This window comes from Pseudokordiimonas caeni, assembly GCF_026719705.1.
GTDB classification, from domain to species: Bacteria; Pseudomonadota; Alphaproteobacteria; order Sphingomonadales; family Kordiimonadaceae; genus Gimibacter; species Gimibacter caeni.
Map to the genome: position 1 here is coordinate 1,757,323 of NZ_JAPPRR010000001.1, position 13,587 is coordinate 1,770,909.

Genomic DNA, 13,587 nt, shown 5'->3' on the forward strand with positions numbered 1-13,587 from the left:
TTTCAATCCTTTCAGGCAACGCCCATCAGACGACCGAGTTCGGCTGCATATTCACCGAACAGCGGGTCCTTGCGGGTCTCGGAGGGATGACGGGGGCGCGGCAGGTCGATCCTGATGTCACGAATCACCCGGCCCGGACGTTCAGACATGACCAGCACGCGGTCGGAAAGAAGGATCGATTCCGCGATGCTGTGGGTCACCAGCACCACGGTCTTCTTCTCCTTCTGCCAGATTTTCAGAAGTTCCACATTCAGATGGTCCCGGGTCAGCGCATCAAGGGCGCCGAAGGGTTCATCCATCAAGAGCACGCGCGGGCTGCGGATCAGCGCCTGGCCGATGGCAACCCGGTGCCGCATGCCGCCCGACAATTCGTGCGGATAACTATCTTCGAAGCCGGTGAGACCGAGCGTCTCGACCATCGCTACAATCGCCGCCTCGTCGGGCTGGCTCGCCTTCCGGTCAAGTTCGGCAGCCAATAGCAGGTTCTTCCTGACATTCGCCCACGGCAGCAAGTTCGATGTCTGGAACACAAAGCCGACGTCGCCGGACGGACTTTCAACCGGCGTATCCAGCAGCGTGATATTGCCTTCCTCGTAGGGCACAAGGCCGGCCATCAGGCGCAGCAGGGTCGATTTACCACAGCCCGAAGGCCCGAGGATCGAGACGAACTCACAGTCGGCAATCTCGGCGTCAACGGTATCAAGGACCTTCAGGTCGCCAAACCATTTGCAGGCGCCTTCGATACGGATCGCCGGACGGCTTTCAGCCTGTACTGCCACCGGCCGGCTCATGTCGAGCGCCACCATACAAACCTCCCAAGGATTTCAACGATATAGAAAAGGCCCAGCGACAGGATGGTCACGGTCAGAAGCGCCGCAAAGGTGAGCGGCGTATTCGATGAGCCGGTCGCCAGCAGGATCAGGTTGCCGAGTCCGTCGTTCGAGCCGACAAATTCGCCGACAATTGCGCCTATCACGGCAAGCGGCATGGCGACCTTGCAGCCATCCACAAAGCTTGGCATCGCGGCGGGCACCCGCAGGCGCCAGAAGGTTTGCAGGGCACTGGCCCGCAGGGCCCGGAAATGTTCCTCCATATTGGCCGGCGTGCTCGCGAGGCCGCCGAGGGTCGAAATGACCACCGGGAAGAAGGCGAACAGGAAGGCCATCACCACTTTCGAGGAAAGGCCGTAACCGAACCAGACGACGATGATGGGGGCGAGGCCGATCTTCGGGATGCTCTGCAAGGCCACCATCAGTGGATAGAGCGTCCGTTTGGCAAGCGACGAGAAAAAGATGACAGCCGCCACAGGGATGCCGAGGCCGACAGCCAGAAGGAAACCCCACAGCACTTCACCCATGGTGATAATGCCGTGCTCGAAAAGCTCGCCCCGCGACACCCAGAGTTCGGCGGCAATCGCGCTTGGCGGCGGCAGCAGATAGGCCTTTACCTCAAAAAGGTCGATGCTGATTTCCCAGATGCCAATGAGGACGGCGAGGAAGAGTGCGCCTTCCATGAAACCGCGCACGGCGCCGGGGCCGTTTGACTTGCGGACCTTTTTCATGCACCGCCCTCCTTCGTGTCCTTGTCGAGGATCGCCTTGATGCGGGCGGGCGGCTCCACCACAAACTCCTGCAGGTTCCAGCGGTCGAACGTTTCCATCTCGCCGCCGTCCCACACGGCGGGCGTATGTGGCGTCTCGTCAGTCACCTGGATCATGTCGGAATAGAATTCGACATTGTTGCCGTCGGGGTCCTTGAACACGATAAAGGTGTTGCCGCCGGGCCCGTGGCGGCCGATGCCGCGATCGATCGGAATGCCGCGCGCCACCAGCATCTCGGTGATCTCGCGGATCTCATCGAGTGTCTCCACATGATAGGAGAAATGCTCGACCATCGGATACTGGCCCTCAGGTGCCGCCGTATGGCCCGGTGGCAGCTGCAGGAGGGCAAGATCGTGATGATCCTCGCCGCAGCGCAGGAAGACCATGTGGCTGCCGATCCAGTCGGAGACCTCGAGACCGACGACTTCGGTATAGAAAGCAAGCGACCGCTGGATATCGCGCACCTTGAGAACAAGATGGCCCAGCTTGCGGGGCTTTGGACGATACATCATAGCCTCCTATTCGGTGGAGTCAGTGGGCAGGAATGCGGTGGAATAGATGTCCCCGGCGGCGATCGGCGCGCTCAGCGACCCTGCTTCGGTGAGGATGTCGAGCGTGCCCTGGATGCGCGCGGCCTCGATATGACCGGGGCCGCCTTCGGTCGCGAACAATTCGCCCGTTTCCACAATCTGCTGGCGGGTGACGGCAGCATCGAGAAGGCTGTGGGCCTCCTTCATGATCGTCACCGCCTCATCGGGATGATTGAAGGCATAGGCATAGCCCCGGTAGGTCGCCCGCAGGAATCCGCGCACCATTTCAGGCTTTTCAGCGATCAGACGGTCGCTTGTGACAATGCCGCTGCCATAGATATCAAGGCCGAAATCGGCATAGGGCAGCCAACCGATGCTGAGACCGGCTTCCATCGCACGCTTCTGGAAAAGCGCGATGGAATTGCCGAGCCAGCATTCACCAAGGTCGATCTTGCCTTCGATGAGCGAGGCAACCACAACGGCAGGATCAAGCTGCATGATGGTCACGTCGCCGGCTTCCATGCCATTGCGGGAGAGCCAAGCGGGCAACAGGGCCTGTACCGGGCTTGCCTGCCCGCCACCGAAAACGAGGCCTTTCATGTCAGCAGGAGTCGCAACACTATGGCGTTCTGTCACAAAACAGGCCCCGGCGGGCCACCGGCCATTGATGGCGCCGACCATACGGGTCTGGCCGCCATTGGCACGGTTGAGCGCGACCGCCATGGGATCGCCGTAACCGAATTCGAACATGCCTTGGTCGAGCTCGTTGACGGTGCGGATACCGCCGAAGCCGCGCACGGCTTCAACCGTCAGGCCTTCCTCGGCATAGAAGCCCTTGGCTTCGGCCACGAAGATACCTGCCATACTGCCTTGCGGCAGCCACGCCATGTTGAAGCGCACTTCGGTCAGACCCGTCTTTTCCTCGGCGCCGCCACACCCGGCAAGCAGAAGCCCGGTCATCAGCACCGCTGCTGCTTTCGCCTTTACGGCCACTCCCAGCCTGTTCATCATCCCCTCCCTTTCATGCGTCATGGTTCGATGCGTTCGGCGGCAACCGGATTGACGATCTCGCCAATCCCGTCGATCCAGGCGCGCATCACGTCGCCGTCTTTCAGGTAAACGCCCCGGCCCATGCCGACGCCTGCGGGGGTGCCGGTCGCGATCACGTCGCCCGGCTGCAGGGTAAGGATGGCCGACAGATACTGGATTTGTTCGAAGACGTTGAAGATCATCTCGCCGGTACTGCCGTCCTGCATCGTCTCGCCGTTGACGGAGAGCCCCATGCGGAAGGCATGCGGGTCACCAAGGCAGTCGCGAGGCACAAACCAGGGACCGAGCGGCAGGAAGGTGTCGTAGCTTTTGCCGCGGAACCAGTCATGCTTGAACGGGAAATCGTTGCGGCGGGTCTGGTCGCGCGCCGACACATCATTGACGACGACATAGCCCGCGATGTGATGCACAGCGTCAGCCAGCGCAATCCGCTTGCCCGGCTTGCCGATCACGACGCCGAGTTCCACTTCCCAATCGGCGCGCTCGACCTGCGCGGGGATCACCACCGTTTCGCCAGTCGCAATCGCTGAATCCGGCGACTTCATGAAAACATAGGGCTGGCTGTTGACCTTCTCGGCCAGCACCGTTTCCATCTCGGCCGCATGCTCGATGAAGTTCGAGGCGGTCGCAAACACGCGGCGCGGGTGGAACGGCAACAGCAGCGATGGGTCGGCGACAACAAGCCCCGAGAGACGGCCATCCTTCAGCGCGTCGGCAGCAACGGCAGCAAGCGCCTTGATGCTGCCGTCCACATCCACCCAGCTCCGGATAAGGCCGTCCAGTGTCGCGTCCACCGGCAGCGCATGGCCGAGCCGGCTGGCGGCACCCACGAGATCAATCAGATGATCGTCAATGACGATCCCGGTGCGGGCTGCGCCGTCATCAGCGCGGTAAGTGGCAAGGGCAAACCAGTTCATAAAAACATTCCTTCTAGAGCGTCAGCGCCGCGCGGTAGAGCATCCGCGCCGCAACGATGGCGAGGAAACAACCGAACGCGATGCTGAGATGACGCGGTGTCATGGCGTGCGCGAGTTTCGCGCCCCAGGGTGCAGCGACCCAGGTGGCCGGTGTGATAACGAGAAAGCCGATGGCATTGACAAAGCCGAGGCTGCCGGCGGGCAGGCGCGGGTCGCCCCAGCCGGTGAGGATGAAGCCGATGGTGGCAGGGACACTGATCAGCAACCCGAAAAGCGAGGCTGTACCGACAGCCCGGTGGATCGGCTGCCCCATAAGGGTCATGGCCGGCACGCTGAGTGTCCCGCCGCCAATTCCCATCATGCTGGAGAAAAGCCCAACAAATGCGGGCGGCAGCATGCCGGCAACCCCGCGCGGGACGGATGACGTGATATGCTTGCCATCAAGCGGGAGGATCATTTTCAAGGTCACGAGTGCAGCGATGGCACCGAAGACCAGCGACAGGACACCACTTGATACCTGCGAGGCGACCAATACCCCGGCTGCCGAGCCGATCAGGATCGGGGCAGCCCAGAGCCGGGTGACATCCATATCGATCGCGCCCTTGCGCTGATGCGCCCTGGCCGAGGAAACTGATGTCACCATGATCGTCGACAGCGACGTGGCGACAGCGACATGCATGCGGATTGCCGGGTCAACGCCCACAAGGCCAAGCGCCACTTCCATCACCGGGACGATCACAATGCCGCCACCAACACCAAGAAGACCGGCAAGGATACCCCCGGCGAGCCCGGTGCCGATCATCATGAGAAGAAGCGGCAGGGCATCGATCAGCTGTGCGCCAAGGGTGTGGTCCATCGGAGGGCCTTTCGGACTGTTCTTTCCTCCTTTCGGACTAGCTCAAACAGGGCAGGTCATAAAATTATAATACCGGCGCGCATTATTCCCGTTCGGCATATCTCGCCATTCAGCCATCTATATGTTTTTCGTTATAACGAAGCCCGAAGCTAATACTTCATGGCATAGAGGAAACTGCCTAGCTTGACGGAAAGCCCCGCGCCCATCGCGCGGATGTGTTTCTCGCTCGCGAAAGGCAGAATTGATGAAGAAAGTTGCAATTGCAGGACTGGGCACGATCGGCCTTGTCGTGGCCAAAAAGCTGGACGCGGGCATCGAAGGACTGAAGCTGGTCGCGGTTTCGAGCGGTAACCGGGAAAAGGCTGAAGCGAAGCTTGAGGCGCTTGCCCACCCCGTGCCCGTCGTTTCCAACGAAACGCTCGCCACCCTTGCCGATATCATTGTCGACTGCGCGCCGACAAAAGCGTTCAATGCAGTCGCCGAATCCGCGCTCAAGGCCGGTCGCACGCTTGTGACGGTTAGTGGTGCAGCGATCCTCAAGAACCCGGGCATTGTGGATGTCGCGCGCACCCACGGTGGCCGCATCATACTGGCCACCGGCGCCCTTCTCGGGCTCGATGCCGTGCGGGCCGCCGCCGAAGGCACCATCCATTCGATCCGCATGCGAACGGCTAAGCCGCCGAAGTCGCTCGTCACTGCCGAATATGTGGTGAAAAACGGGATCGACCTTTCGGGCCTCAAGCAACCACTGAAGCTTTTCTCCGGCACTGCCCGCGAAGGGGCAATGGCTTTTCCTGCCAATGTGAATGTGGCGGCCGCCCTTGGCCTTGCCGGCGTCGGCGCCGACCGGACCGAGCTCGAAATCTGGGCGGATCCGGCGCTTGAGCGGAACACCCACACCATCACCGTCGATGCGGACAGCGCAAGCTTCGAGCTGCGTATCCAGAATATCCCGACGGACGAGAATCCCGGCACCGGCCGGATAACCGCGCTCAGTGTGATCGCGGCCATCAAGGCGCAAGTCGCGCCGCTCCATGTAGGAACGTGACGATCCAGAAAGGAAATTCCATGACCGTTCGCCTGCGCCATGTGGCCATTGCCTCGGCAGACCCCGACAATGCTGCCAAATTCTTTGAAACAGTCCTTGGCTGGACCATTGCCGGCAAGGTCGATAGCCGCAATGCCCGCGGCTATTATGTAACCGACGGCACAATCAATATCGCCCTCCTGAATTTCAAGAACCGCCCGGCGGCGGGCATGGAATTCCCCGAAGGCTACACGGGCCTTCATCACCTGGGCTTCCAGTGCGACGACATCGAAGGCCTTGTCGAGACGTTCGAAGGTTCCGGCTATGCGCCGCGCCACGATGTGAACATGGCCCAGGGCCTTGGCAAGAATCCGTCCAAGGACAATGCCGAATACAAGATGAAGGGCCCGGAAGGCGTGATGATCGATGTATCGGAACGCGGCTGGGTCGGCACCGACAGTTACAAGAAACTCGACTGACCTCCCCCCATTTCCAAGCCCGTCAGTCGGGTAAAAGAGCGGCGCCTGTGACATCACAGGCGCCGCTTCAGTTTTCGGGGGTAGAGTTAGATAGATCTTCAGATATTGAAGAAGGTTGCGGCGTTGCCGCCCAAGATGCGCGCCTTGGCGGTGGCATCAAGGTCCGCATGGTGACGCACCAGATCGCCGATCTGCTGTTCGCCCAGCGGGAAAGGATAGTCCGAGCCGAGCATAACCCGTTCGTCGCCCATCACATCAACAAGGAGCTTGAGGGCCTCATCGCTGAACACGGCGGAATCAACATAGAAGCGATCCAGATAGCTGGACGGCCGGCTGGGGCAGTCCTCCCGCACGATATCGCGGTACTGCCAGGCGTTGTCGACGCGCCCCAAAAGGAAGGCGAAGCTGCCGCCGCCATGCGCGAAACAAAGCTTCAGGCTTCTGGGCAGTCGTTCAAAGGCACCCGAAAGGATCAGCGACAGGATCGAAAGCTGTGTTTCGGCCGGCATGGCGACCAGCCATTGCAGCATATATCTCGGCATACGCTCGCGCGCCATCATGTCCCACGGATGGATCAGCACCGGGGCACCAATCGAGGCCGCATGTTGCAGGAAGGTCATCAGGCCTTCGTCATCAAGGTTACGGTTGCCGAGATGGTTGCCGATATGAACACCGATGTGCCCTGCCGCCATCGCCCTTTCCAGCTCCTTGCAGGCAAGATCGGTATCCTGCAGGGGAACCTGACACATGACCTTCAGACGCCGTGGGTCAGGCGCACAAAGATCGAGTGCGAGATCATTGAAGAAGGCCGCACTTTCGGCTGCATCCCTAGCGGGCCGCGAATAGCCGAACATAACGGGCGTTGCACTCATCACCTGAACGTCCACACCACAGCGGTCCATATCCTCAAGCCGGGCAGAGGCAGCCCAGCAGGCACTGGTGATGGGCCGGAAATGCCTGTCACCGACCATGATATAGCCGTTCTCGGCGTCGGTTTTTAGGAGCCACGGCAGTCCGGAAACCCGGGCCTTTTCCGAGCGGGAAGCGTCCATTTCCGGAAAGAAATGGCTGTGCATGTCAATCACTGTCACGGCGTCAGTCCTTTCCCGGATGGAAAGTGCCGCACTTGGGGCAAAGCCGCTTGTCGTGCCGGTCGTGGAAGGCCTGATAGATCGGCGGCAAGTCTTTCTCGATATCGGTTACCGGTCGTTCCTCCCGATGCAAGTGCGTGTGGCACTTGGGACAGAACCAGTGGAAAATCTCGGTCGGGCGCACCCGCTCCACCACGATGCCGACACTTGAAGGGTCGGGCCGCTGCGGAGAATGCAACAGGCGCGGTGGCAGCAGGAAGACGTTGCCTTCCGGAATATCGATCCGGTCGAGGCCCGCGTCCGTCATGATATTCAGATGGATGTCACCCTTGATCTGGTAGAAGAATTCCTCGTGCGGATCCTCGTGGTAATCGTTCCGCCGGTTAGGGCCGCCCACGAGAAACACGATGAAATCAGTGTCCCGCCACAGGGCCTTCACGTTCGTCGGCGGCGTTTTCAGGAGTTCTTCGTTCTCCCGCATGAAGCGGTGGAGATCGAAAGGAAGCGTGTAGGGTTTCTGGAACAGTGTCATTGTTGGCTCTTCCCTCTTTGCGTCATCCGCGCGGGCGGTAGGCAACCGCCTTGATTTCGATCAGCAGGTGCGGATGGGGCAGCTGATGCACCGCAACGGTGGTGCGGGCTGGCCCCGTTTCGTCAAAGAACTCCCCATAGACTTCGTTATAGCCCTTGAAGTCGTTCATATTGACAAGATAGGCGGAAATTTCGACCAGATCTTTCAGGTCCGCCCCCGCATCGGCGAGAATTTCACCAATATTCAGGATCACCGCCCGCGTTTGCGCCCTTATGTCGAGGGTCGTGGCCCCGAAGCCGTCGGCTTCCGCCCCCGCAATCGTGTTGTCAGCACGGCGCGAACTGGTGCCGGACACGAAGATGAAGTCGCCGGCCCGCCGATAGTGCGGGAAACGACCACGCGGAATAGCTCGCCCTGCGATCACACGTCCTTCGCTCATGCTGCTTCCCCTTTCACCTTCAGGTCCACCCGCCCGAGCCCTTCGGCTTCAAGCGAGACATGAAGCCCGGCTTTCAGGGGCTGCGCCGCCGTTGCGGCCCCCGCCAGCACAATATGTCCCGGTGCAAGGTGGAAGCCGTAGCGCCCGGCAAGCCGGGCCGCCGCCACCAGCGATCGCCACGGATTGCCAAGTATGCCTGCAGACGACCCGATCTCCACCGGGCGGCCATCAAAGCGCATCACCATCCCGAGGTTGGCGATATCCGCCGGCGGCTTTGACCAGGCACCGATCACAAAGCCTGACGACGAACAATTGTCAGCCACCACATCTTCAAGCGAGAATTTGAAATCGCGGTAGCGGCTGTCGATCAGCTCCATGGCCGGCGCCACGGCCTCGACCGCCGATATTGCTTCCGGAAGCGAAACGTTCCCTGAAAGGGGGCGCGAAAGGCGAAAGGCAATCTCGGGCTCGATCCGGGGATGGACATAATCTTCCATCGAAGCCTCGCCGCCGTCCTCCAGCATCATGGCATCGGTGAGCCGGCCCCAGATAAGGTCGGCGACACCCATCTGCACCATCTTGGCGCGGCTCGTGAAGCCCATCTTGATACCGACGAGGCTCTCACCGCGCGACAGACGCCGAGCGATGGAACGCGCTTGGATTTCATAGGCTTCATCAAGGGTGATGGCATCGGCCCCGGTTGAAAGCTGGGCCATGGCACTGGCCTTTGCGGCGGCTGAATCCAGCCGTTCGGCTATTGCGTCAAGGCGGCTCATGCTGCGGCCTCCCGCTCTTTCAGGATATCGAGCGCCACATCGACAATCATGTCTTCCTGTCCGCCGACCATCTTGCGGGCGCCAAGGCGCACAAGGATTTCACGGACATCGAGGCCATATTGCGCGGCAGCTTTCTCCGCATGGCGCAGGAAGGAAGAATAGACGCCTGCATAGCCGAGGCTCAGCGTCTCGCGGTCCACCCGGACGGGCCTGTCCTGCAGCGGGCGCACAAGGTCTTCCGCCGCGTCCATCAGCCTGAAAAGATCGCAGCCATGGTTCCAGCCCTTGCGGTCGGCGGCGGCGATAAAGACTTCAAGCGGGGCATTGCCCGCCCCTGCCCCCATGCCGGCGAGGCTTGCATCCACGCGGCGCGCACCGTTTTGAACCGCCACGATGGAGTTGGCGACACCGAGCGACAGATTATGGTGGGCGTGAATGCCGCGTTCGGTGGCGGGATCGAGTACATCGTTAAACGCCTTCAGGCGCTCGGCGACACCGTCCATATCCAGCGCACCGCCGCTGTCGACCACATAGACGCACTCGGCACCGTAGCTTTCCATCAGCTTGGCCTGCTCGGCGAGTTTCGCGGGCGCCGTCATATGCGACATCATCAGGAAACCGACCGTATCCATCCCGATCTCGCGGGCGACCGCAATATGCTGGGCGGCGACGTCTGCCTCGGTGGAGTGGGTCGCGATCCGGATCGATCGCACACCCAGCGCATAGGCGCGCCGGATATCTTCCTTGGTGCCGATACCGGGCAGAAGCAAGGTCGCGAGTTTCGCCTTCTTCAGGACGGAGGCGACCGCCTCAAGCCATTCCCAATCGGTGTGCGCGCCGAAGCCATAGTTGAAGCTGGCGCCCGCGAGCCCGTCGCCGTGAGCCACCTCGATGGCATCGACGCCTGCCTCATCAAGTGCCTTGGCAATCGTCATCACATGATCGACCCCGTACATGTGCCGGATGGCATGCATGCCATCGCGCAGGGTGACGTCCTGGATATAAAGCTTGTCGGTCATGCTGCTGCCCGCCTGTATTTTTCGGCGGCGATGCGCTCGCCCGTGCCGCGCGCTGCCGAAGTCATGATGTCAAGATTGCCTGCATAGGCAGGCAGATAGTCAGCCGCCCCTTCCACCTCGAGGAAGATCGAGGACTTGATGCCGGTGAAGGTCCCGTAGCCGGGGATTTCAAGGGGGTTGTTGTTGCCGAAGCGCTCGAACTGCACGTCCTGCTTCAGCCGGTAGCCCGGCACATAGGATTGCACGTCGGCGGCCATGGCCGCTACCGACGCCCGGATCGCCTCTTCCTCTGCTTCGTCCGACAGCACATAAACGGTGTTGCGCATCAGAAGCGGCGGTTCGGCCGGATTGAGCACGATGATCGCCTTGCCACGGGCTGCCCCCCCGACCCGTTCGATAGCGCGGGAGGTCGTTTCCGTGAACTCGTCGATATTGGCGCGCGTACCCGGCCCCGCGGACCGGGACGAGATGGAGGCGACAATCTCGGCATAGCGTACCGGCGCCACCCGTGCGACCGCTGCCACCATCGGGATCGTCGCTTGCCCGCCGCAGGTGACCATATTGACGTTCCGCCCGCCGAGCGTTTCCCCCAGATTGACGACGGGCACCGTATAGGGGCCAACGGCGGCGGGGGTGAGGTCGATAAGCGTCTTTTCGGGGTGCGCGGCCAGCAGCTTGTCATGCGCAAGATGCGCCTTCGCGGACGTCGCGTCGAAGAAGATATCGACCGAGGTAAACAGGTCTTCGCCCATGAAAGCCGCGAGGCCCTCATGGAAGGTCGCCACACCGTGCGAGCGGGCAAGCGCCAGCCCTTCGGACTGGGCGTCAATGCCGATCACGGCCGCCGCCTCAAGAAGGGCATCTGCCTTCATTATTTTCAGCATCAGATCGGTACCGATATTGCCCGATCCAATGATGGCGCATTTTACCTTGCTGGCCATCCGTATCCCCTATTCGAAAATGGCGCGTACGGAACCGAGCCCGTTGATGCGCGCTTCAAAAACATCACCCACCCCGGCCGGCACCATGGGGCCCAGAGCGCCCGAGAGGACAACATCTCCGGCCCTCAGCGGCGTGCCAACCTCAACCATTTTTTCAGCCAGCCATTTGACGGCATTGAGCGGATTGCCGAGGCAAGCCGCACCGGCACCCAGCGACACCTGGTCGCCGCCACGCTCCATCACCATTCCACACAGGACCGGGTCGAATTCGCCAAGGCGTTTCGGATGACTGCCAAGGACGAACAGTCCCGACGAGGCATTGTCCGCAATGGTATCGAGGATGCCGATCTTCCAATCCGCGATCCGGCTGTCGACGATCTCAAGCGCCGGCAGGGCATAGGCTGTGGCACTGATGATATCTGCGAACGTCAACCGCTCCGCCGTGAGGTCACGGTCCAGCACAAAGGCGATCTCTGCCTCGATCTTCGGCTGGATAAGTCGCCCCATCGGCACAGGCTCGCTATCGCCAAAGGCCATGTCGGCAAAGAGGGCGCCGAAGTCCGGTTGGCCGACGCCAAGCTGCTTCTGCACGGCGGCAGACGTCAGCCCAATCTTGCGCCCGACAAGGCGCCGCCCGGCGCCCAGCCCGCGTTCGGTGTTGATGAACTGGATACGATAGGCATCTTCAATGCTGCCGCTTGCGATCCTGTCACGCACGGGTGCGACGGGCTGGCGCTTGCCCTCCGCTTCCATCAGGTCCGCCGCGATTTCGGCAAGGATATCGTTCGTCATCGCCCGTTCCTCAAAGCTTGATACAGATGTTGGATGGCTCGGCATAGAAGGCGAGCGAGTGGCGGCCGCCCTCCCGGCCGACACCCGAAAGGCCGACCCCGCCGAAAGGCGTGCGCAGGTCTCTCAGGAACCAGTCATTCACCCAAACAATGCCGACTTCCATCTGCCGTGCGACCCGGTGGCCACGCTTGATATCCTGCGTCCAGACAGCAGCCGCGAGGCCATAGTCGGTGTCGTTCGCCAGTGCCACCGCCTCTTCCTCGCTGTCGAAGGGGGCGATGTGGCAGATGGGTCCGAAGATTTCCTCGCGCACCGTGCGTGCGGTTTCAGGAAGGCCGGTCAGGATGGTTGGCTCCACAAAGGCACCGGCATCGCGTTCGTCCCCGAATACCGGGACACGCCCACCAGTGACGAACGTGGCACCTTCGGCACGGGCAATTTCGAAATAGCCTGTCACCTTCTCGCGGTGCTCGCGGGAAATAAGCGGCCCCATATCGACACCGTCCTCCGGCCGACCGATGGTGAGCGCCCGGGCACGCTCGGCAAGAGCCGCCACGAACCGGTCAAAAATCGGGCGCTCCACATAAACGCGTTCAGAGCAAAGGCAGACCTGTCCGCAGTTTGAAAAGACCGAACGAACGGTACCCGCAACGGCGGCATCAAAATCCGCGTCGGCAAAGACGATGGCGGCATTCTTGCCGCCAAGCTCGAACGAGAGCGGCTTCACGGTCGGTGCCGCCACCTTCATGATCGCGCTGCCGGTGGCAGAAGCTCCCGTAAAGGTGATGGCATCAACATCCGGGTGGGCCGTCAGGAACTCACCCGCCGACCCCGGCCCGAAGCCATGAACCAGATTGAACACGCCTGCCGGCACACCGGCACCCTGCATCACTTCAGCAAGCAGTGTGGCAGTGGACGGCGTTTCTTCGGATGGCTTTGCCACAACGCAGTTGCCGGTGGCGAGCGCCGGTGCAACCTTCCACGTCAGCAACAGAAGCGGCAGGTTCCAAGGCGAGATAACGCCCACAACCCCATGCGGACGGGCAACGCTGTAATTCAGCGCACCCTGCCCATCAGGGGTATCCATTTCAAAGCATTCCTGCCCCGCCACCTTAACCATATCGGCAAAGACACGGAAATTGGCAGCACCGCGCGGGATATCGATGGTGCGGGCCTGATGCTGCGATTTGCCCGTATCGGCAATCTCGGCTGCGACAAATTCCTCGAACCGCGCCTCGATGCCATCGGCGATCCGGTGCAGCACCTTCGCCCGCTCGGCAACGGGCATGCGTCCCCACACCTCGCGCTGGGCCCGCTTGGCGGCCTTGACGGCAGCGTCGACAGTTGCTGCATCGGCCTCGCACACACGCGCCACGAGCGAGCCGTCGACCGGCGAGACATTATCGAAGCGGACTTGGCCCTCCACAAAGACACCGTCCACAAAGTTGCGCAGCACCGGCACGGTTCGGGCCTTGCTGATTTCGCTTTCAAGTGATGCTATGGGGAACGCCATATGTTTCTGCTCTCGTAACCGGTGG

General features: G+C 61.4%; 16 protein-coding genes. 2 read left to right on the plus strand and 14 right to left on the minus strand.

The window, feature by feature from the left end; all coding sequences use genetic code 11:
• Positions 1-11 precede the first annotated feature (11 nt).
• From OU694_RS07945 to OU694_RS07970, 6 genes are read right to left on the minus strand one after another with little or no spacing between them, the layout of a single operon-like run.
• On the minus strand, positions 12-806 hold the full coding sequence (locus OU694_RS07945; RefSeq protein ID WP_308910447.1) for an ABC transporter ATP-binding protein: 795 nt from the start codon (positions 804-806) through the stop codon (positions 12-14).
• Positions 788-1,561 (minus strand): ABC transporter permease, encoded by a 774-nt coding sequence (locus OU694_RS07950; RefSeq protein WP_308910448.1) that lies wholly within the window; start codon positions 1,559-1,561, stop codon positions 788-790. Before OU694_RS07950 ends, OU694_RS07945 begins: the two co-directional genes overlap by 19 nt.
• On the minus strand, positions 1,558-2,112 hold the full coding sequence (locus OU694_RS07955) for a VOC family protein (protein ID WP_308910449.1): 555 nt from the start codon (positions 2,110-2,112) through the stop codon (positions 1,558-1,560). The genes OU694_RS07950 and OU694_RS07955 overlap by 4 nt, the downstream gene beginning before the upstream one ends.
• Positions 2,113-2,118: 6 nt before the next feature.
• On the minus strand, positions 2,119-3,138 hold the full coding sequence (locus OU694_RS07960) for an ABC transporter substrate-binding protein (RefSeq protein WP_308910450.1): 1,020 nt from the start codon (positions 3,136-3,138) through the stop codon (positions 2,119-2,121).
• Between the two features lie 20 nt (positions 3,139-3,158).
• On the minus strand, positions 3,159-4,097 hold the full coding sequence (locus tag OU694_RS07965) for a fumarylacetoacetate hydrolase family protein (protein WP_308910451.1): 939 nt from the start codon (positions 4,095-4,097) through the stop codon (positions 3,159-3,161).
• A 13-nt stretch (positions 4,098-4,110) separates the two neighbouring features.
• Positions 4,111-4,953, minus strand: a complete 843-nt coding sequence (locus OU694_RS07970) for a sulfite exporter TauE/SafE family protein (protein ID WP_308910452.1) — start codon at positions 4,951-4,953, stop codon at positions 4,111-4,113.
• A 244-nt stretch (positions 4,954-5,197) separates the two neighbouring features.
• Here OU694_RS07970 and OU694_RS07975 point away from each other — a divergent pair, with 244 nt between their 5' ends.
• Together OU694_RS07975 and OU694_RS07980 are read left to right on the plus strand one after the other, a co-directional pair.
• The gene (locus tag OU694_RS07975; RefSeq protein WP_308910453.1) at positions 5,198-6,001 is read left to right on the plus strand and encodes an aspartate dehydrogenase; all 804 of its coding nucleotides are present in this window, start codon (positions 5,198-5,200) and stop codon (positions 5,999-6,001) included.
• A gap of 20 nt (positions 6,002-6,021) precedes the next feature.
• A complete protein-coding gene (locus OU694_RS07980) occupies positions 6,022-6,459 on the plus strand; it encodes a VOC family protein (protein WP_289502844.1) in 438 nt (145 codons plus the stop codon).
• 98 nt (positions 6,460-6,557) lie between these two features.
• Here OU694_RS07980 and OU694_RS07985 read toward each other — a convergent pair whose 3' ends face one another.
• Genes OU694_RS07985 through OU694_RS08020 form a run of 8 tightly spaced genes read right to left on the minus strand, consistent with a single transcriptional unit; the run spans position 6,558 to position 13,562 of the window.
• The gene (locus tag OU694_RS07985) at positions 6,558-7,535 is read right to left on the minus strand and encodes an amidohydrolase family protein (RefSeq protein ID WP_373460279.1); all 978 of its coding nucleotides are present in this window, start codon (positions 7,533-7,535) and stop codon (positions 6,558-6,560) included.
• 19 nt (positions 7,536-7,554) lie between these two features.
• On the minus strand, positions 7,555-8,082 hold the full coding sequence (nbaC, locus tag OU694_RS07990) for a 3-hydroxyanthranilate 3,4-dioxygenase (protein WP_308910455.1): 528 nt from the start codon (positions 8,080-8,082) through the stop codon (positions 7,555-7,557).
• A gap of 22 nt (positions 8,083-8,104) precedes the next feature.
• Positions 8,105-8,521 carry a RidA family protein gene (locus OU694_RS07995; RefSeq protein ID WP_308910456.1) on the minus strand — a complete coding sequence of 139 codons (417 nt, stop codon included), beginning with the start codon at positions 8,519-8,521 and terminating at the stop codon, positions 8,105-8,107.
• A complete protein-coding gene (locus OU694_RS08000) occupies positions 8,518-9,297 on the minus strand; it encodes a 2-keto-4-pentenoate hydratase (RefSeq protein ID WP_308910457.1) in 780 nt (259 codons plus the stop codon). Before OU694_RS08000 ends, OU694_RS07995 begins: the two co-directional genes overlap by 4 nt.
• On the minus strand, positions 9,294-10,316 hold the full coding sequence (gene dmpG, locus OU694_RS08005; RefSeq protein ID WP_308910458.1) for a 4-hydroxy-2-oxovalerate aldolase: 1,023 nt from the start codon (positions 10,314-10,316) through the stop codon (positions 9,294-9,296). Before dmpG ends, OU694_RS08000 begins: the two co-directional genes overlap by 4 nt.
• Positions 10,313-11,257, minus strand: a complete 945-nt coding sequence (locus OU694_RS08010) for an acetaldehyde dehydrogenase (acetylating) (RefSeq protein ID WP_308910459.1) — start codon at positions 11,255-11,257, stop codon at positions 10,313-10,315. The genes dmpG and OU694_RS08010 overlap by 4 nt, the downstream gene beginning before the upstream one ends.
• A gap of 9 nt (positions 11,258-11,266) precedes the next feature.
• Positions 11,267-12,049 (minus strand): 2-keto-4-pentenoate hydratase, encoded by a 783-nt coding sequence (locus OU694_RS08015; RefSeq protein ID WP_308910460.1) that lies wholly within the window; start codon positions 12,047-12,049, stop codon positions 11,267-11,269.
• 10 nt (positions 12,050-12,059) lie between these two features.
• On the minus strand, positions 12,060-13,562 hold the full coding sequence (locus OU694_RS08020; RefSeq protein ID WP_308910461.1) for a 2-hydroxymuconic semialdehyde dehydrogenase: 1,503 nt from the start codon (positions 13,560-13,562) through the stop codon (positions 12,060-12,062).
• Positions 13,563-13,587: the final 25 nt, after the last annotated feature.